Below are 18007 nucleotides of genomic sequence, written 5' to 3'. Positions count from 1 at the left end.
GCTGCAAACGAGTTTAAACAGGGATTTTTCAGGTGCAGGTAACAAAGGGACGCCAAAATGTCACCACTTGGTGACATAGCGCCCGGTGGCCACGGCACTGGCCATGCTCGGTGACAAGGGTAGCCCCGGCAGCAAGACAGACTGCCAGGCGTGGTAGAGGTCCGGTTTGCCACCCCAGATTTTCGCGCTGGGCTGGTTTTTCGGGCTCAGTTCGTGGTGCCAGCTGCCGTGGGTGCGGTCAATGAAACGGGTTTCACAGAACTCCCAGAAGCGCCGGTACCAGGTTTCGTAATGCAGCTCGCCGGTGCGCTTGAGCAGCGCCTGGGCAGCGGCACTGGCTTCGCAATGGGTCCAGTGCAGGCGCTCGCGCACCACGGGGCGCTGGCTCCAGTCGAGGGTGTAGACAATGCCGGGGGCGCCGTCGACGGCCCAGGCGTATTCACAGGCGCTGGCGAACAGGCCCTTGGCGTCGGTCACTAGCCACTCAGGGGTGACGAGCCCGGCATCCAGGCGCGCAGCCTCAAGGTGCAACACCAGTCGCGCCCATTCGAAGCCGTGGCCGGGGGTGATGCCGTAGGGACGAAAACCATCGGCCGGGTTGTCTTCGTTGTAACCACGCAGGGGTTGCCAATGGCTGTCGAAATGCTCGATCACCATGTCCCGGTTTTGCGCCGCATGGGTATGAATAATCCGCTCGACGATGCGCAGTGCCCGGTCCAGCCAGCGGGTTTCACCGGTGACATCGGCCAGGGCCAGGAAGGCTTCAGTGGCGTGCATGTTGCTGTTGGCGCCGCGATAGGCTTCTACCCCGCTCCAGTCCTGGGCAAAGGACTCGAGCATCGCGCCCTCCTCTTCGCTCCAGAAATACTGGTCGATGATATGGATCGCGTCGTTGAGCAAGGTTTGCGCGCCGGGAGCGCCGGCCACTACTGCGGAGCTGGCGGCCAGGGCGACAAAGGCGTGCAGGTAGGCGGCCTTGCCGGTGTTGCCGTCGCGGGCGTCGGGCGTGGCGAACCAACCGCCGTGCCGGGCATCGCGCAGCGGGCCGCTGAGGGCCACGACGCCGTGTTCCACCAGATCGGCATAACCTGGCAGGCCCAGGCCATGGGCCATGGCAAAGCTATGGGTCATACGGGCGGTGTTCATGGTTTCGGCGACGGCATCGGGCGGCAGGACGCCTTGATCGTCGAGGTTGCCGAAGCCGTCAGGCAGCCTGGAAGCCTTGGCGAATGACAGCAGGCGCTGGCCTTCAGTGGCAAGCCAGGCGTGATGGGCAGGTGCGTTCAGCCAACTACTGGCAGGCAGTGGTTGCGTGGTCATGATTAGCCCTTTTTATTATGTGCGGGATGACGGGAGTCTAAACAAGGGCGGCGCGAGGGCAAGTAACGAAGGAGACGGGAAATGTCACCGATTGGTGACAATGATTGTGCCAGGGCCTGCAGGCGTCATGTGTAATGACGCCTGCAGGCCCTCACATCACTGCTGCCCGAGAGGGGTGATCCGGGCCGGCTGGTTGATCTGCTGCTGCAGGTTCTGCACCTGGCTTTGCAAGGCAGTGACGTTACGCGTGGTCTGGATGCGGAACACGTCGAACTCCTTGGTGGACGGACCGTCGGAAGCCGCGGCGCGGTTGTCCAGTTCGCTCTTGAGGACCACAAGGTCCTGCTCCAGGCGGGCGATGGCGGCCGTGGGGTTGCCCTGTTTTTTCAGGGCTGCGACGTCGGCGGAGAGGTCCTTGAACTCGGCGTCCCGGGACTTGAGGGTAGCCACCGCCTCCGTCAGCGCCTGGACCTGGCCCTGCAATTGCGCGTTGGCACTGGACAGTTGGGTCGTGCTGGCGGTCATCTGCTCCAGGCGCTTGTCCAGGTCAGTCGCCTGGCCGGCCACGCCCATCTGCTGCTTGCCCTGCTCCAGCAACTGGGTCTCCAGCTGCTTGATCTGCAGTTTCAGGGCCTCGCTGCCATTATTCACATTGGCTTCGCTGGCCACCACCTTGCCGGAAATATCCTGCAGGCGCCCCGCCGCTTCCTCGCTGATGCGCGCGAAGCTTTCCTGAGTCGCCACCAGTTGCTGGCCCATCAGGGAAATCTGCTGGAAGCTCCACCAGGCAAGGCCGGCGAAGGCGAACAGCAGCGCACCGACCAATGCCCACAGCGGCCCGGTACTGGCGCTCTTGACCTTGACAACCGGCGCAGGCCGGGAGCGCACGGAGGTAGCCGGCGTGGGCTCGAAATCATCGTCGTCCGAGGTGTCGGCCCGCAGGCTGGGAACGTTGTCGAAGTCGTCGTTAGCATCGTTACGCATGAATCAACCTTAAATCCTTTGAGGTGGCATATGGATAGCCAGGCGTCGGAGTATAAACCCCCGACCTGCCGCACTGATCGACCCGGGTTCGCAAAATCGGTTCCCGGTGTGTTGCCGGTTATTTAAGTCCCACGTCCTGGGCCTTCCACCAACTGCAGAACTCGTCGAGGGCCGCCCACAGGCTGACCTTGGGCTGGTAGTCGAGATAATGCCGTGCGCGGGTGATGTCGAGGGTGAAATCTTTGTTCATCACCTGCATGCCCAGCCGTGACAAAGACGGTTCCGGGCGCCCTGGCCACATGGCACAGAAGGCTTCATTGAGCGCCGCAACGCTGTAAGACAAGCCGTAGGACCGATAACGGGTGACCTGAGGCATGTCCATCTGTCGCATCACGTAGTTCACCACATCCCACACCGGCACCGGGGCGCCGTTGCTGATGTTGTAGACCTTGCCCAACGCCGAGCCCGTCGCCAGCAAACTGCTGAGCAGGGCTTCATTGAGGTTGTGCACGCTGGTGAAATCGACCTTGTTCAGGCCATCGCCGACAATCGCCAGGCGGTTCTTGCGCTGCATCTTCAACAGGCGCGGGAAGATGCTCATGTCGCCGGCCCCCGTGACAAAGCGCGGGCGCAGGGCCAGCACTTCGAGGCCAAACTCCTGGGCGCCAAACACCTTTTGCTCCGCCAGGTATTTGGTGGCTGCATACGGATGCTTGAAACGCTTGGGCACCTGTTCTTCGGTCAAGCCCAGGTGGTCACGACCGTCGAAGTAGATCGACGGCGAAGACAGGTGCACCAGGCGCCCGACCCGCTGCTTGAGGCAGGCCTCCACCACGTTTTCGGTAACCAGCACATTGCCCTGGTGGAAGTCCTGATAACGCCCCCATAGCCCCACGGCCCCGGCGCAATGCACCACGGCCTCGACGTCGCGGCACAGCTCGCGCACCAGGTCCGGATCATTCAAATCACCCTGGATAAACTCGGCGCCGCGCCGTACCAGGTGCTCCACACCTTCGGCCCGCCGCCCGTTGACCCGCACGTCCAGGCCCTGCTCCAGGGCGAAACGCGCAAAGCGCCCGCCAATGAAGCCGCTTGCGCCGGTGACCAGAATTTTCATGACTTACTCCGCATTCTTTCGTTTTTCATCGCTGTTGCCTTGACGCTGGCCATCACGCCAACGGCACCAACCATTGCCCCGTTGTGTGTGCCAGATGATCCGTCAGCAGGCCCAGCAATTGTCCACCACTGCGCCAATGATGCCAGTACAGCGGCACATCGATCGGCTTATCTGGCAATAACTCCACCAACACGCCCTTTTCCAGTTGGTCGCGCACCTGCAGTTCGGGCACCAGGCCCCAGCCCAATCCGGCTTCCGTCAGGCGAATAAAACCTTCGGACGAGGGGCATAGATGGTGTTCGAAACCACCGTCGACGCCCAGGGACGCCAGGTAGCGATGCTGCAGGAAATCATCCGGGCCGAACACCAGCGCCGGCGTGCGAGCCAGTTGATCGGCCCGCACGCCCTCGGGAAAGTGCCGGGCGACAAACGCCGGGCTGGCCAGCGCCCGATACCGCATCGCGCCGAGCAACAGGCTGCGGGCACCGGCCACCGGGCGTTCGCTGGCGCAAATACAGGCTGCCACTTCGCCGGCGCGCATGCGCTTGAGGCCGACGGTCTGGTCTTCTACCACCAGGTCCAACAGCAAATGCTGCTCGGCGCAGAAGTCGCTCACCGCCTCGGCCCACCACGTGGCCAGGCTGTCGGCATTCAAGGCGATGCGCAGGCGCTCGGGCATGCCCTCTTCATCCAGCGCGGGCACCTGGCTTTGCAGGTCGCGCTCCAGCAATCGTACCTGTTGCACGTGGTTGAGCAGGCGGCGGCCGATCTCGGTGGGCGTCGGCGGCGTGGCACGTACCAGCACCGGCTGGCCGATTCGCGCCTCCAACAGCTTGATGCGCTGGGAAATCGCCGACTGGGAAATTCCCAATACCTGCGCGCCGCGCTCGAAGCCGGCCTGTTCCACCACCGCCGCCAGGGCGGAAAGCAATTTATAGTCGAACATCAGTTTTCCTAATGAGCGATCAGCAATATTGGTTTTTCTTATACAGCCTTGGACAGGAGAATAGCCAGCATCGCTTCTTCTTATTCAAGGACCTTCCACATGGCTGGCGAAACCGCCCTGGCAACCCTGCTGCGCAGCATGAGCCCACAGCTCAACGACGGCGACTACGTGTTCTGCACCCTGGCCGACAGCCGTATCCCCGAAGGTTGCGACGTGATCGGCAGCTTCCGCGAGCAGGAAGGCCTGACGCTGATCGTCGAGCGCCAGCAGGCCGAACGGGCCGGACTGGCTTTCGAATACGTAGCGGCGTGGATCACCCTCAACGTGCATTCGGCCCTGGAAGCCGTCGGCCTGACCGCCGCGTTCGCCACGGCCCTGGGCCAGGCCGGGATCAGTTGCAACGTGATTGCCGGCTACTACCACGACCACCTGTTTGTCGGGCGCGCCGATGCCGAGCGCGCCATGACGGTGCTGCGGCAATTGGCGGCGGGCGCGGAGTAAATCCTATGTGGCAAAGCTATATGAACGGCCTGTTGGTGGCCTTTGGTTTGATCATGGCGATCGGCACCCAGAACGCGTTTGTGCTGGCGCAGAGCCTGCGGCGCGAACATCACCTGCCCGTGGCGGCATTGTGCGTGGTGTGCGACGCGATCCTGGTGGCCGCCGGCGTATTCGGCCTGGCCACTGTGCTGGCGCATAACCCGGTATTGCTGGCGGTTGCCCGCTGGGGTGGCGCGGCGTTCCTGCTCTGGTACGGCACCCTTGCCTTGCGCCGGGCCTGCTCAAAGCAGAGCCTGGGCCAGGGCGAGAATCTCAAGGTGCGCTCATTGAAGGCGGTGATGCTCAGCGCCCTGGCAGTGACCTTGCTCAACCCCCACGTGTACCTGGACACCGTCTTGTTGATCGGCTCCCTCGGCGCCCAGCAAACTGAACCGGGCGCCTACGTGGCCGGCGCCGCCAGTGCTTCATTCCTGTGGTTCATGACCCTGGCCCTGGGCGCCGCATGGCTGGCACCGTGGCTGGCGCGCCCTGCCACCTGGCGGATTCTGGACCTGCTGGTAGCCACCATGATGTTCAGCGTGGCCTATCAATTAATCAGCGCAGCGTAGATATTCCAAAACGCTCTGGAACCTCTATCCCACACAGTTGTTGCGTGGTTTTGCCGCACCCCCGGTGCTATGATCCAGCCCCTGCGCCGCAAAGAGTACAAACTCCCCGGCGCTTGTTTGGCCGCCCGTGATCGGCCTTGCGCTCACCGCAACTGACCTGATTAGGAGAATCATCATGGCTTTCGAATTGCCGCCGCTGCCCTACGCACACGATGCCCTGCAGCCGCACATTTCCAAGGAAACCTTGGAATACCACCACGACAAGCACCACAACACCTATGTCGTGAACCTGAACAACCTGGTGCCTGGCACCGAGTTCGAAGGCAAGACCCTGGAAGAAATCGTCAAGTCTTCTTCGGGCGGCATCTTCAACAACGCCGCTCAGGTCTGGAACCACACTTTCTACTGGAACTGCCTGGCACCAAACGCCGGCGGCCAACCTACCGGCGCACTGGCTGAGGCGATCAACGCTGCCTTCGGTTCGTTCGACAAGTTCAAGGAAGAGTTCACCAAGACTTCCGTCGGCACCTTCGGTTCCGGTTGGGGTTGGCTGGTGAAAAAGGCTGACGGTTCCCTGGCACTGGCCAGCACCATCGGCGCCGGCAACCCGCTGACCAGCGGCGACACCCCGCTGCTGACCTGCGACGTCTGGGAACACGCCTACTACATCGACTACCGCAACGTGCGTCCAAAGTATGTGGAAGCGTTCTGGAACCTGGTCAACTGGAAGTTCGTGGCTGAGCAGTTCGAAGGCAAGACCTTCACCGCTTAAGTACTGCTTGCAGTAGAAAGAGCCCGGCGATTGCCGGGCTTTTTTGTGGGCGGTGCATAACCGGAACAACAGGCGAAGACCAATGGAACTCAATGGCAGGAAATGGCCACGCAGGCGATGAGAAGAATTTCCTTCTTATTGAATGCTCAGAGAGGTTATCCATGTCAGTAATCGCAGGAACCGCGGCACTAGGGCTAGGCTTTGCGGCAGCGCGCGCCATCGCGCCGATAGTCCTTTCAAAGGTCGCTCAGGTCTCGGACACAATTGTTCCAGGCTCAGGCAGTGCAATAAACACGGCCTCGAGGATCGTCATGCCTGCCCTGAACGCTGCCAGAATACTGGTGTGACGCCAGAGGGGAGGCGGAAATAACTCCGCCTCCCGTTTGACGGCCCTTCTGCCCTGACCGTCCCCCTTCCGGCCCCTCGATTTCCGAGCAAGGCCATCGCCTCAACGCCCCAAACCACCGCAAGCCGCAATGTCCCTTTGACTGCCCTCACGGGATTGCCAATACTCATGGCATATTGAGGCTACCCGCATGGAACAAGGAATAACCCTTTGAAGCTGGAACTCAAAAACAGCTTGTCGGTGAAGTTGCTACGGGTGGTACTGCTTTCGGCATTGGCCGTGGGCGTGGTACTGAGCGCGGCGCAGATCGTCTTTGATGCGTACAAGACGCGCCAGGCCGTGGCCGGTGATGCCCAGCGCATCCTCGACATGTTTCGCGACCCCTCGACCCAGGCCGTCTACAGCCTGGACCGGGAGATGGGCATGCAGGTCATCGAAGGCCTGTTCCAGGATGATGCCGTGCGCATGGCCTCCATCGGCCACCCCAACGAAACCATGCTCGCGGAAAAAACCCGCGACCTGCAACAATCCCCGAGCCGCTGGCTGACCGACCTGATCCTGGGCCAGGAGCGCACCTTCACCACGCCGCTGGTGGGGCGCGGGCCTTACAGCGAGTACTACGGCGACCTGAGCATCACCCTCGACACCGCCACCTATGGCAAAGGGTTTCTTGTCAGTTCGGTGATCATTTTCATCTCCGGGGTGCTGCGGGCGCTGGCCATGGGGCTGGTGTTATACCTGGTCTATCACTGGCTGCTGACCAAGCCGCTGTCGCGCATCATCGAGCACCTGAGTTCGATCAACCCCGACCGCCCCAGCGAGCACAAGATCCCGCAGCTCAAGGGCCACGAGAAAAACGAGCTGGGGCTCTGGATCAACACTGCCAACCAGTTGCTCGAATCCATCGAGCGCAATACGCACTTGCGCCATGAGGCGGAAAACAGCCTGCTGCGCATGGCCCAGTACGACTTCCTGACCGGTTTGCCGAACCGCCAGAAACTGCAGGAGCAACTGGACAAGATCCTGATCGACGCCGGCCGCCGGCAACGTCGGGTCGCGGTGTTGTGCGTGGGGCTGGATGACTTCAAAAGCGTCAACGAGCAGTTCACCTACCAGGCCGGCGACCAGTTGCTGCTGGCCCTGGCCGACCGCCTGCGCGCCCACAGCGGCCGCCTTGGCGCCCTCGCCCGCCTCGGCGGCGACCAGTTCGCCCTGGTGCAGGCCGATATCGAGCAGCCCTACGAAGCCGCCGAATTGGCACAAAGCATCCTCGACGACCTGGAAGCCGAATTCGCCCTCGATCACGAACAGATCCGCCTGCGTGCCACCATCGGCATTACCCTGTTCCCGGAAGACGGCGACAGCACCGAGAAGCTGCTGCAAAAAGCCGAACAGACCATGACCCTGGCCAAGAGCCGCTCGCGCAACCGCTACCAGTTCTATATCGCCAGCGTCGACAGCGAAATGCGCCGCCGCCGCGAGCTGGAAAAGGATCTGCGCGACGCCTTGAGCCGCGAGCAGTTTCACCTGGTGTACCAGCCGCAGATCAGCTATCTCGACCACCGTGTGGTGGGTGTCGAGGCGTTGATCCGCTGGCAGCACCCCGAGCACGGCCTGGTGCCGCCCGACCTGTTTATCCCGCTGGCGGAACAGAACGGCACCATCATTGCCATCGGCGAATGGGTGCTGGACCAGGCGTGTCGGCAACTGCGGGAATGGCATGACCTGGGCTTCACCGAGCTACGCATGGCGGTCAACCTGTCGACCGTGCAGTTGCACCACGCCGAGCTGCCACGGGTGGTCAACAACCTGCTGCAAATCTACCGCCTGCCGCCCCGCAGCCTGGAGCTGGAAGTCACCGAGACCGGCCTGATGGAAGACATCAGCACCGCCGCCCAGCACCTGCTGAGCCTGCGCCGCTCCGGGGCACTGATTGCGATTGATGACTTCGGCACCGGCTATTCATCCCTGAGCTACCTGAAAAGCCTGCCGCTGGACAAGATCAAGATCGACAAGAGCTTCGTCCAGGACCTGCTGGATGACGACGACGATGCGACCATCGTGCGGGCGATCATCCAGCTCGGCAAAAGCCTTGGCATGCAGGTGATCGCCGAAGGTGTGGAGACCGCCGAACAGGAGGCCTACATCATCTCCGAGGGTTGCCACGAAGGTCAGGGCTATCACTACAGCAAACCCCTGCCGGCACGGGAGTTGGCGGCCTACTTGAAACAGGCCCAGCGCAATAACGCCGCCATCCTCTAAAGCAATGCCGGCCATCGGGAGCACCCGTACCGGCGGCCGGCAAATCGATACTAAATATTTCCTGCTTATAACGCTTTACACAAAATGCAAATCTTTCGCATTATGTCGCAGTTTTGCGCGCCCCCCGCGTGCCCCATCAACAACCGAAGCAGGATGTTCGCCATGATTCGTATGCCCCTGGCCACCGCCAGCCTTCTCGCCATTGCCATTTCGCTCGCCGGTTGCGGTGAAGGCAAAGACAAGGCCGCCGCGCCTCAAGCTCCGGCCGCCGCCAGCACCACCGCCCCGGCGGCTGCTCCGGCAGGCCAGGTAGACGAGGCCGCCGCCAAGGCCGTGGTCGCGCATTACGCTGACATGGTGTTCGCGGTGTACAGCGATGCCGAGTCCACCGCGAAAACCCTGCAAACCGCGATCGACACTTTCCTTGCCAACCCGAACGACGACACCCTGAAAGCGGCCCGTACCGCCTGGATCGCCTCGCGCGTGCCGTACCTGCAGAGTGAAGTGTTCCGCTTCGGCAACACCATCATTGACGACTGGGAAGGCCAGGTGAACGCCTGGCCCCTGGACGAAGGCCTGATCGACTACGTCGACAAGACCTACGAACACGCCCTGGGCAACCCTGGCGCCACCGCCAACATCATCGCCAACAACGAGATCCAGGTCGGCGAAGACAAGGTCGATGTCAAAGACATCACCCCGGAAAAACTCGCCAGCCTGAATGAGCTGGGCGGTTCCGAAGCCAACGTAGCCACCGGCTACCACGCAATTGAATTCCTGCTCTGGGGCCAGGACCTGAACGGCACCGGCCCGGGCGCCGGCAACCGTCCAGCGTCGGACTACATGACCGGTGATGGCGCCACTGGCGGCCACAACGAGCGCCGCCGCACCTACCTGCGCGCCGTGACTCAACTGCTGGTCAGCGACCTGGAAGAAATGGTCGGCAACTGGAAGCCCAACGTCGAAGACAACTACCGCGCCACGCTGGAAGCAGAACCTGCGACCGATGGCCTGCGCAAGATGCTGTTCGGCATGGGTAGCCTGTCCCTGGGCGAGCTGGCCGGTGAGCGCATGAAGGTTTCCCTGGAAGCCAACTCGCCGGAAGACGAACAGGACTGCTTCAGCGACAACACCCACAACTCGCACTTCTACGACGCCAAGGGTATTCGTAACGTTTACCTGGGTGAATACACCCGCACCGACGGTACCAAGATGACCGGCGCCAGCCTGTCTTCCCTGGTGGCCAAGGCCGACCCGGCGGCCGATGAAGCGTTGAAGGCTGACCTGGCCTCCACCGAAGCGAAGATCCAGGTGATGGTGGACCACGCCAACAACGGCGAACACTACGACCAGTTGATTGCTGCCGGTAACGACAAAGGCAACCAGATCGTACGTGACGCCATCGCCGCATTGGTGAAGCAGACCGGTTCGATCGAACAGGCTGCTGGCAAGCTGGGCATCAGTGACTTGAACCCGGATAACGCTGATCACGAGTTCTGATCAGTGCCGCGTTGAATGAGGCGACCTTCGGGTCGCCTTTTTTGTGCCTGCCCTCCAAGCTCCATCAACCAGCACAAATCTCCTGTGGGAGCGGGCTTGCTCGCGAAAGCGGTGGGTCAGCCAATGCATCCGTTGACTGATACACCGCTTTCGCGAGCAAGCCCGCTCCCACACTTGATCTGCCACGTCTCCAACGCCCCCCCGGTTTACTTGCCCTGCACCGCAGGTAGAATGGCGCCTTTCCTGTCACCCCGAGCGGACCTCATGGCGTTGCCGACCTTACGGATAATCGGTTTCATTATCGGCATCTTCCTGATCACCCTGGCGATCGCCATGGTCATCCCCATGGCGACCCTGGTGTTTTTTGAACGCACCAGCGACCTGCCGTCGTTCCTCTGGGCCAGCCTGATTACCTTTATCGCGGGCTTGGCGCTGGTCATCCCCGGCCGCCCGGAACACGTGCACCTGCGCCCGCGGGACATGTACCTGCTGACCGTCTCCAGCTGGCTGGTGGTGTGCATCTTCGCCGCACTGCCGTTCCTGCTGACCCAGCACATCAGCTACACCGACTCGTTCTTCGAAAGCATGTCCGGTATCACCGCCACCGGTTCCACGGTGCTCAGCGGCCTGGACACCATGTCCCCGGGCATCCTCATCTGGCGCTCGCTGCTGCACTGGCTCGGCGGCATCGGCTTTATCGGCATGGCGGTCGCGATCCTGCCGCTGCTGCGCATCGGTGGCATGCGCCTGTTCCAGACCGAATCCTCCGACCGCTCGGAAAAGGTCATGCCCCGCTCACACATGGTGGCGCGCCTGATCGTGGCGGCGTACGTGGGCATCACCATCCTCGGCAGCCTGGCGTTCTGGTGGGCCGGGATGGGGCTGTTCGATGCGATCAACCATGCGATGTCGGCGATTTCCACCGGAGGGTTCTCCACCTCCGATGAATCCCTGGCCCACTGGAAACAGCCGGCGGTGCACTGGGTGGCCGTGGTGGTGATGATCATGGGCAGCCTGCCGTTCACCCTGTATGTGGCCACGATGCGTGGCAACCGCCGGGCACTGATCAAGGATCAGCAGGTGCAGGGCATGCTCGGTTTGCTGGTGGTGACCTGGCTGGTGCTCGGCACCTGGTATTGGTGGACCACCAATCTGCATTGGCTGGAGGCGCTGCGCCACGTGGCGGTAAACGTCACTTCGGTAGTCACTACCACAGGTTTTGCGCTGGGGGACTACAGCATCTGGGGCAATTTCTCGCTGATGCTGTTCTTCTATCTGGGCTTTGTGGGCGGTTGCTCCGGCTCCACGGCTGGCGGGATCAAGATCTTCCGTTTCCAGGTCGCCTACATCCTGCTCAAGGCCAACTTGAACCAGTTGATTCACCCGCGAGCGGTGATCAAGCAGAAGTACAACGGCCATCGCCTCGATGAAGAAATCGTGCGGTCGATCCTGACCTTCTCGTTTTTCTTCGCCATCACCATCTGCGCCATCGCCCTGGCCCTGTCACTGCTGGGCCTGGACTGGATGACCGCACTGACCGGCGCCGCCAGTACCGTGTCCGGCGTGGGCCCGGGCCTGGGGGAAACCATCGGCCCGGCCGGTAACTTCTCCACCCTGCCGGACGCTGCCAAGTGGATCCTGTCATTCGGCATGCTGCTGGGCCGGCTGGAGATCATTACGGTGTTTGTGCTGTGCATTCCGGCGTTTTGGCGTCACTGACAGGCAGCTCATGCAACCGCGCCCGGTACTCGCCGGGCGTGGCATCGAACCAGCGGCGGAACGCACGAAAGAAGTTGCTCGGGTCGGCAAACCCCAACAGGTAGGCAATTTCCAGCAGGGTCATGCTCGGCTGCGCCAGGTATTGCTCGGCCAGTTCGCGGCGGGTGTCGTCGAGCAAGGTCTGGAAACTCGTGCCCTCCTCCTGCAAGCGGCGCTGCAAGGTGCGCTGGGACAGGTGCAACGTCTGCGCAACCACTTCACGCTTGGGCTCGCCCTGGGGCAGCAATCGGCATAGCACCTGCCGCGCCTTGTGGGTCACCCGGCTCTCGGAAAACCGCGCCAGGTACTCCCCGGCAAAACGATCGTGCAACAACGCCATCGCCTCGTTCGCCGTGGGCAACGGCGCCTCCATATCGGCCCGTTCGAAGATCAGCGCGTCATAGGGCGCGTTGAACACCAGCGGTGCATGGAAGGCTTGTTTGTAGGGCGCCAGGTCCGCTGGCTGATCGCCCTGCACCAGCACCTTGCGCGGTTGCAACGTGCGCCCGGTCAGCCAGCCGCATAACGCCAGGGCACTGGCCAGGGACGCTTCGGCACTTTGCCGGGTAGGCGGCAGGTGGTCGCCGTGCACCGTCAGAATCAGCGCATAACCTTCGGGCAACAGGCGGAAACTCAGGTCGGCACTTTCAGCAATGATTCGCTGGTAACGCACCAGCCGCATAAAACCTTCGGCCAGGGTATTGCTGGACATCAAGGCGTAGCCGGCCACATGAAACGACGCCGGGCGCACCACCTTGCCCATGTTCAAGCCAATCGCCGGGTTGCCCGACAGCTCGACCGCACGCTGCCAGAGCCGGGTCATGGAGTCCTGGGGGAAGCGTGCATCCGGGTCATTCAGCGCGGCGTAATCCAGGCCAAGCTGCTTGAACAAGGCACGGCAATCCAGGCCGTCCATTTCCAGCGCCTTGACTATCCCCATCGCCCAGCTTGCAGAAGTCGTTCGTTCGCTCATGGCGTTTTCTTAACAAGGAAGGCTGAAACGACAGCCAGGAATCCGAAGGATACTAAAGTGGCATCTATTGTCACTGGCTGTTACCACTGATGACTCTAGACTCAAATAAGCTCCCCGCCGAACATCTGTCGGGCAGAACAATAACCAGAGGGCCGACCACTGTGGAAAATGCCAGGCAATTCAACAGCTTCGCCGATTTCTACCCGTATTACCTGAGCGAACACGGCAACAGTACGTGCCGTCGCCTGCACTTTATCGGCACCAGCCTCGTTATCTTCATTCTCGCGTTGGCGATCGGCAAAGGTGCGTGGTGGCTGCTGCTGGCGCTGCCGGTAGCCGGCTACAGCTTTGCCTGGATCGGCCATTTCTTCTTTGAAAAGAATCGCCCGGCGACCTTCCAGCATCCGCTGTACAGCCTGTTGGGGGATTTCGTGATGTACCGCGACATGATTCTGGGCAAGGTGCCGTTCTAGCCCCACGCTTGAAGAACAATAAGAGAGGCTTTGATGAACCAGCAGGCCCGTTTCACCCATATGCAGGATGGTACCCAGGAAGACTGGGCGATCATCGCCAAGGATTTCAGTGCTTACGCACGGCAATTGCCAAGCCGGATCCTGGCGCATCTACGGCTGCTGGAGGGCGACTTCGGCGGCTTCCCGGTGGACCGCCTGACCCACTCGCTGCAAACCGCCAGCCGCGCCTGGCACGATGGCCGGGATGAAGAATACGTGGTGTGCGCCCTGCTCCACGACATCGGCGACACCCTCGGTTCCTACAACCACCCGGACATCGCCGCCGCGATCCTCAAGCCGTTCGTAAGCGCCGAGAATCTGTGGATGGTGGAGAAGCACGGGATCTTCCAGGGCTACTACTTCTTCCACCACCTGGGGATGGACCGCCACCTGCGCGAGCAATTTGGCGACCACCCGCAGTACCGGCAAACCATCGAGTTCTGCGCGCAATACGACGCGGCGGCGTTCGACCCGGCCTACGACACCCTGCCGCTGAGCTTCTTCGAGCCGATGCTGGCGCGGGTGTTTGCCCAGCCGAAGAACTCGCTCTACAAGGCGGCGATGGAACGCCAGGGTTAAACCGGCAGCAATGTGCCGCCGTGACCGGTTTGGGTGGCTGGCTCCGGATCTTTGACGATCTCCCGGGCCACCATCAGGATCACGATGGCCGCAATGATGTCGAAAATCGCCAGCACCACAAACAGCGGGCTGTAGCCGACCTTGGTCACCAGCACGCCGAACACCGCAGTAAATGCCGCAGCCCCGATAAACCCGCACATCTGCCCGCCACCGGTGGCGGTGGCCACGTCATTCTTGCCGAATGAGTCCGAGGCGATGGAAAACAGCGCACCCGACAAGGTCTGGTGGGCGAAACCGCCGACACACAGCAGGGCAATCGCGGTGTAGGCACTGTCCACCAGGCCGATGCACGCCGGGCCGATCATGCACAGGCAACCGAACAGCATCACCAGCTTGCGCGAGGTGAACAGCGAGACCTTGAAGTAGCGGTGGAACAACGGGCTCAGGTAGCCACCCAGCACACAGCCAATGTCGGCGGCCAGGAACGGCAGCCAGGCGAACAGCGCCATTTCCTTGATGTTCATGTGCCGCTCGGTCATCAGGTACAACGGAATCCAGGCATTGAACGTCTGCCAGGCCGGCTCCGAGAGCATGCGCGCCGAGGCGATGGCGAAAAAGTTGCGGCTCTTGAGGATGCGCTTCCAGCTGGCTTTCTTCTGCACGCCTTCCTTGAGGTGGGTTTCCTGGCCGGCCTCGATGTACTCACGCTCGGCCTGGGCCAGCAGGCGCTGGTCACGCGGGTGCTTGTACAGCAGCAGCCACAGCCCGCTCCACACCAGGCCGATGCCGCCAACGATCAGGAATGCCAACTGCCAGCCGCTGTGCAAAATCGCCCAGACCACCAGTGGCGGCGCCAGCAACGCACCAAACGACGAACCAAAGTTGAACCAGCCGATGGCGACGGAGCGCTCCTTGGCCGGGAACCACTCGGTAATCGCCTTGACGCCGCCGGGGAAGCCCGCCGACTCCGTCAGCCCCAGTGCGCCACGGGCCACTGCCAGGCTCTGCCAACCGGTGGCGAATGCCGCCAGGGCACAGACTACCGACCAGGAGATGGCGAAGATGGCAAAGCCCATCTTGGTACCGATCGCATCGATCACATAACCGGCGATCGGCTGCATCAAGGCGTAACACACCTGCCAGGCAACAACGATGTGGGAATACTGCTCAGTGGAGATGCTCAGGTCGGTCATCAGCGTGGGGGCTGCGACTGAGAGCGTGTTGCGGGCCAGGTAGTTAATAATCAGGCCGACCGTCATCAGCCCGACCATCCACCAACGGATGCCTTTGATTTTCATCGCTTCACCTTAATTATTTTTAGATTTGAGGCGTACGTTCTGCGACCGAGCGCATCCGTATTACGGGCGCTATAAAACTGTAACGTCATATGTCGTCATACAACTGTTAGCGTTATATTCAGTCCGCAGCACGATGTCAATCCGTGAAGGGTGATGTTGTACGATGACAATCGACACCCCTGTGGCGCCACGTCACTTGCGCGGCGGGATGAAGACGCGTTCATTTTCTGAGATAAAATCTTTCTGTCATTTACAGTGCTGTATCCTGCACAGGCTTTTTGAACGCGCGGAATCACCTGCGATTGATAAAACAGATCTTGCGAGGAGCGACGACGATGCACGAAATCCCTAATCTCCCCTTCCCAAGCCTGCACGAAACTGAGCAGCCAACCCCGCAACAGGCCGGTGCCACCAAGCCCGAGCCCAAAGAGGCAAAACCGGTCGACCGCAAGAGCGAAGACTGAGAGCCGTACCCAGACCGTGTGGAAAGCGTGACATTGCGCGCTTTCCACACCGCCTGAACACCGTGAGCCCCGCCATGACCGACACCACCCCCGATACCGCCCTGCTCGACACTGCCTTGCACATGGTCGACGTATGGAACCGCCTCACCCCGGAAAAACAGGCCCTCCTGCTCAAGCGCTTCGGCACCCAGGAAAACGCCCTCGCCGCGTTGGTAACCACGCAACTGCTCAACCCCGCCGATCGCTAAAAGTTTGCTTTGCTGCCCCCGCACGCGCCCAGCATCGGTATCATAAGCAGCCTATCTTTTCCTGCTGCGACAGTGGACCTCTCCCCATGCCAGATACCCAGCGCCCCATGGCGGTCACGCTGCAAGTCGTTTCCATCGTTTTGTTCACCTTCATCGGCTACCTGAATATCGGCATTCCCCTGGCCGTGTTGCCTGGCTATGTGCATAGCGACCTGGGCTTTGGCGCCGTGATCGCGGGCCTTGTGATCAGCGTGCAATACCTGGCCACTCTGCTGAGCCGGCCCTACGCGGGACGCATCATCGATAACCGCGGCAGCAAGCGCGCCGTCATGTACGGCCTGGCCGGTTGCGGCTTAAGCGGCGTGTTCATGTTGCTCTCGGCGTGGCTGTCACACCTGCCGGCGCTGAGCCTCACCAGCCTGCTGATTGGCCGCCTGGTGCTGGGCAGCGCTGAAAGCCTGGTGGGCTCGGGTTCCATCGGCTGGGGCATTGGCCGGGTGGGCGCGGCGAATACCGCCAAGGTCATCTCCTGGAACGGCATCGCCAGCTACGGCGCCCTGGCCATCGGCGCACCGCTGGGGGTGTTGCTGGTCAGTCATTTCGGGTTGTGGAGCATGGGCGTCAGCATCATCCTGCTGGCGGTGCTGGGCCTGCTGCTGGCCTGGCCGAAAGTCGCCGCGCCGATCGTGGTGGGCGAGCGCCTGCCGTTCATGCATGTGCTGGGGCGCGTGTTGCCTCACGGCTGCGGGCTGGCGCTGGGCTCGATCGGGTTTGGCACCATCGCCACCTTCATCACCTTGTATTACGCGACCCAGCATTGGGATAACGCGGTGCTGTGCCTGAGCCTGTTCGGTGCCAGCTTTATCGGGGCGCGGTTGTTGTTCGGCAATTTGATCAACCGCATTGGCGGGTTTCGCGTAGCGATTGCCTGTTTGTCGGTGGAGACGCTGGGGCTGCTGCTGCTGTGGCTGGCGCCGGATCCTCATTTGGCGTTGGCGGGTGCGGCGTTGAGCGGGTTTGGCTTTTCCCTGGTGTTTCCGGCCTTGGGTGTGGAGGCGGTCAACCTGGTGCCCGCCTCGAGCCGGGGTGCGGCGGTGGGGGCGTATTCGCTGTTTATCGATTTGTCGTTGGGGATCACCGGGCCGTTGGCCGGGGCGATTGCGGCGGGGTTCGGGTTTGCCTCGATCTTCCTGTTTGCGGCGATCGCGGCGTTTGGCGGGTTGCTGTTGAGCCTGTATTTGTACCGGCAGGCGCCGAAGTACCGCGAGGAGCGGGACGCGGCTTAGAAATCAACCTTGCCGCGGCCGGCCTTGATGCTGCCGCGTTTGGTCTTGGATTCGAGGCGGCGCTTCTTTGAGCCCAGGGTGGGTTTGGTGGGGCGGCGTTTCTTTTCGACCTTGGTGGCGCTGAGGATCAGTTCCACCAGGCGCTCGAGGGCGTCGGCGCGGTTTTGTTCCTGGGTTCGGTATTGCTGGGCCTTGAGGATCAGTACGCCTTCGCTGGTGATGCGGGTGTCGCGCAGGGCCAGCAGGCGTTCCTTGTAGAAGTCAGGCAGGGACGAGGCCGGGATGTCGAAACGCAGGTGCACGGCGCTGGAGACCTTGTTGACGTTTTGACCGCCAGCGCCCTGGGCGCGGATGGCTGTCAGCTCGATCTCGGCGTCGGGGAGGTGCACGTTGTTGGATATCACCAGCATTTTTGATCGGGCCTTGGGGTGGAGGGGTAAGGATACGCCAATGTGTTGGGCTGCTGGGGGCTGGGGGCTGGGTACATATCCGTTATTTGGGTGATGGCTGATATTGGTTCCGCTCTTACAGCG

At 61.8% G+C, this 18007-nt stretch carries 18 protein-coding genes; 11 read left to right on the top strand and 7 right to left on the bottom strand.

Annotated elements, in window-relative coordinates; genetic code table 11:
* Window positions 1-60: 60 nt before the first annotated feature.
* The 4 genes from HX811_RS28015 to HX811_RS28000 all read right to left on the bottom strand — a co-directional run bounded on the left by HX811_RS28015 (window position 61) and on the right by HX811_RS28000 (window position 4367).
* On the bottom strand, window positions 61-1320 hold the full coding sequence (locus HX811_RS28015; protein WP_008430989.1) for an AGE family epimerase/isomerase: 1260 nt from the start codon (window positions 1318-1320) through the stop codon (window positions 61-63).
* 156 nt (window positions 1321-1476) lie between these two features.
* The gene (locus HX811_RS28010; protein ID WP_003213005.1) at window positions 1477-2304 is read right to left on the bottom strand and encodes a hypothetical protein; all 828 of its coding nucleotides are present in this window, start codon (window positions 2302-2304) and stop codon (window positions 1477-1479) included.
* A gap of 118 nt (window positions 2305-2422) precedes the next feature.
* Window positions 2423-3421, bottom strand: a complete 999-nt coding sequence (locus tag HX811_RS28005) for an NAD(P)-dependent oxidoreductase (RefSeq protein ID WP_003213003.1) — start codon at window positions 3419-3421, stop codon at window positions 2423-2425.
* Between the two features lie 52 nt (window positions 3422-3473).
* Entirely contained in the window at window positions 3474-4367 is an 894-nt protein-coding gene (locus tag HX811_RS28000; RefSeq protein WP_003213001.1) for a LysR family transcriptional regulator ArgP, read from the bottom strand.
* Window positions 4368-4466: 99 nt separating this feature from the next.
* On the opposite strand from HX811_RS28000, the gene HX811_RS27995 reads away from it, so the two are divergent.
* The 6 genes from HX811_RS27995 to HX811_RS27970 all read left to right on the top strand — a co-directional run bounded on the left by HX811_RS27995 (window position 4467) and on the right by HX811_RS27970 (window position 12075).
* A complete protein-coding gene (locus tag HX811_RS27995; protein ID WP_177048344.1) occupies window positions 4467-4868 on the top strand; it encodes an ACT domain-containing protein in 402 nt (133 codons plus the stop codon).
* 5 nt (window positions 4869-4873) lie between these two features.
* Window positions 4874-5476, top strand: a complete 603-nt coding sequence (locus tag HX811_RS27990) for a LysE/ArgO family amino acid transporter (RefSeq protein WP_177048342.1) — start codon at window positions 4874-4876, stop codon at window positions 5474-5476.
* Between the two features lie 175 nt (window positions 5477-5651).
* On the top strand, window positions 5652-6248 hold the full coding sequence (locus HX811_RS27985) for a superoxide dismutase (RefSeq protein WP_003212997.1): 597 nt from the start codon (window positions 5652-5654) through the stop codon (window positions 6246-6248).
* A 556-nt stretch (window positions 6249-6804) separates the two neighbouring features.
* On the top strand, window positions 6805-8856 hold the full coding sequence (locus HX811_RS27980; RefSeq protein WP_177048340.1) for a bifunctional diguanylate cyclase/phosphodiesterase: 2052 nt from the start codon (window positions 6805-6807) through the stop codon (window positions 8854-8856).
* 162 nt (window positions 8857-9018) lie between these two features.
* Entirely contained in the window at window positions 9019-10356 is a 1338-nt protein-coding gene (locus tag HX811_RS27975) for an imelysin family protein (RefSeq protein ID WP_003212990.1), read from the top strand.
* A gap of 264 nt (window positions 10357-10620) precedes the next feature.
* Window positions 10621-12075 (top strand): TrkH family potassium uptake protein, encoded by a 1455-nt coding sequence (locus HX811_RS27970; RefSeq protein ID WP_177022247.1) that lies wholly within the window; start codon window positions 10621-10623, stop codon window positions 12073-12075.
* Here the strand turns inward: HX811_RS27970 and HX811_RS27965 are convergent.
* On the bottom strand, window positions 12032-13087 hold the full coding sequence (locus HX811_RS27965; protein WP_003212986.1) for an AraC family transcriptional regulator: 1056 nt from the start codon (window positions 13085-13087) through the stop codon (window positions 12032-12034). The two genes, HX811_RS27970 and HX811_RS27965, sit on opposite strands and share 44 nt — an antisense overlap.
* 161 nt (window positions 13088-13248) lie before the next feature.
* Between HX811_RS27965 and HX811_RS27960 the strand changes: the two genes are divergently transcribed.
* On the top strand, window positions 13249-13560 hold the full coding sequence (locus HX811_RS27960) for a DUF962 domain-containing protein (protein ID WP_003212984.1): 312 nt from the start codon (window positions 13249-13251) through the stop codon (window positions 13558-13560).
* A 33-nt stretch (window positions 13561-13593) separates the two neighbouring features.
* On the top strand, window positions 13594-14178 hold the full coding sequence (locus tag HX811_RS27955; protein ID WP_003212982.1) for an HD domain-containing protein: 585 nt from the start codon (window positions 13594-13596) through the stop codon (window positions 14176-14178).
* On the opposite strand, the gene HX811_RS27950 is transcribed toward HX811_RS27955, so the two are convergent.
* The gene (locus HX811_RS27950; RefSeq protein WP_052024259.1) at window positions 14175-15449 is read right to left on the bottom strand and encodes an MFS transporter; all 1275 of its coding nucleotides are present in this window, start codon (window positions 15447-15449) and stop codon (window positions 14175-14177) included. The two genes, HX811_RS27955 and HX811_RS27950, sit on opposite strands and share 4 nt — an antisense overlap.
* A 362-nt stretch (window positions 15450-15811) precedes the next feature.
* Here HX811_RS27950 and HX811_RS32110 point away from each other — a divergent pair, with 362 nt between their 5' ends.
* The 3 genes from HX811_RS32110 (at window position 15812) to HX811_RS27940 (ending at window position 17474) form a co-directional block, all read left to right on the top strand.
* Entirely contained in the window at window positions 15812-15940 is a 129-nt protein-coding gene (locus HX811_RS32110; RefSeq protein ID WP_003212978.1) for a hypothetical protein, read from the top strand.
* A 74-nt stretch (window positions 15941-16014) separates the two neighbouring features.
* The gene (locus tag HX811_RS27945) at window positions 16015-16188 is read left to right on the top strand and encodes a hypothetical protein (protein ID WP_008430977.1); all 174 of its coding nucleotides are present in this window, start codon (window positions 16015-16017) and stop codon (window positions 16186-16188) included.
* 86 nt (window positions 16189-16274) lie between these two features.
* Window positions 16275-17474 (top strand): MFS transporter, encoded by a 1200-nt coding sequence (locus HX811_RS27940; RefSeq protein WP_177008479.1) that lies wholly within the window; start codon window positions 16275-16277, stop codon window positions 17472-17474.
* Here the strand turns inward: HX811_RS27940 and arfB are convergent.
* On the bottom strand, window positions 17471-17884 hold the full coding sequence (gene arfB, locus HX811_RS27935; RefSeq protein ID WP_003212972.1) for an alternative ribosome rescue aminoacyl-tRNA hydrolase ArfB: 414 nt from the start codon (window positions 17882-17884) through the stop codon (window positions 17471-17473). The two genes, HX811_RS27940 and arfB, sit on opposite strands and share 4 nt — an antisense overlap.
* Window positions 17885-18007 lie beyond the last annotated feature (123 nt).

This window comes from Pseudomonas sp. F8002 (genome assembly GCF_013385495.1).
Lineage (GTDB): Bacteria > Pseudomonadota > Gammaproteobacteria > Pseudomonadales > Pseudomonadaceae > Aquipseudomonas.
The sequence above is the reverse complement of the archived record's forward strand: the minus strand, read 5'-3'. Positions and strand labels throughout refer to the sequence as shown.

Excerpts from the sequence above, each read along its gene's own strand:
- HX811_RS28015 (WP_008430989.1), bottom strand. The coding sequence starts at position 1,320 with ATGACCACGCAACCACTGCCTGCCAGTAGTTGGCTGAACGCACCTGCC.
- HX811_RS28010 (WP_003213005.1), bottom strand. The coding sequence starts at position 2,304 with ATGCGTAACGATGCTAACGACGACTTCGACAACGTTCCCAGCCTGCGG.
- HX811_RS28005 (WP_003213003.1), bottom strand. The coding sequence starts at position 3,421 with ATGAAAATTCTGGTCACCGGCGCAAGCGGCTTCATTGGCGGGCGCTTT.
- HX811_RS28000 (WP_003213001.1), bottom strand. The coding sequence starts at position 4,367 with ATGTTCGACTATAAATTGCTTTCCGCCCTGGCGGCGGTGGTGGAACAG.
- HX811_RS27995 (WP_177048344.1), top strand. The coding sequence starts at position 4,467 with ATGGCTGGCGAAACCGCCCTGGCAACCCTGCTGCGCAGCATGAGCCCA.
- HX811_RS27990 (WP_177048342.1), top strand. The coding sequence starts at position 4,874 with ATGTGGCAAAGCTATATGAACGGCCTGTTGGTGGCCTTTGGTTTGATC.
- HX811_RS27985 (WP_003212997.1), top strand. The coding sequence starts at position 5,652 with ATGGCTTTCGAATTGCCGCCGCTGCCCTACGCACACGATGCCCTGCAG.
- HX811_RS27975 (WP_003212990.1), top strand. The coding sequence starts at position 9,019 with ATGATTCGTATGCCCCTGGCCACCGCCAGCCTTCTCGCCATTGCCATT.
- HX811_RS27970 (WP_177022247.1), top strand. The coding sequence starts at position 10,621 with ATGGCGTTGCCGACCTTACGGATAATCGGTTTCATTATCGGCATCTTC.
- HX811_RS27965 (WP_003212986.1), bottom strand. The coding sequence starts at position 13,087 with ATGAGCGAACGAACGACTTCTGCAAGCTGGGCGATGGGGATAGTCAAG.
- HX811_RS27955 (WP_003212982.1), top strand. The coding sequence starts at position 13,594 with ATGAACCAGCAGGCCCGTTTCACCCATATGCAGGATGGTACCCAGGAA.
- HX811_RS27950 (WP_052024259.1), bottom strand. The coding sequence starts at position 15,449 with ATGGTCGGGCTGATGACGGTCGGCCTGATTATTAACTACCTGGCCCGC.
- HX811_RS32110 (WP_003212978.1), top strand. The coding sequence starts at position 15,812 with ATGCACGAAATCCCTAATCTCCCCTTCCCAAGCCTGCACGAAACTGAG.
- HX811_RS27945 (WP_008430977.1), top strand. The coding sequence starts at position 16,015 with ATGACCGACACCACCCCCGATACCGCCCTGCTCGACACTGCCTTGCAC.
- HX811_RS27940 (WP_177008479.1), top strand. The coding sequence starts at position 16,275 with ATGCCAGATACCCAGCGCCCCATGGCGGTCACGCTGCAAGTCGTTTCC.
- arfB (WP_003212972.1), bottom strand. The coding sequence starts at position 17,884 with ATGCTGGTGATATCCAACAACGTGCACCTCCCCGACGCCGAGATCGAG.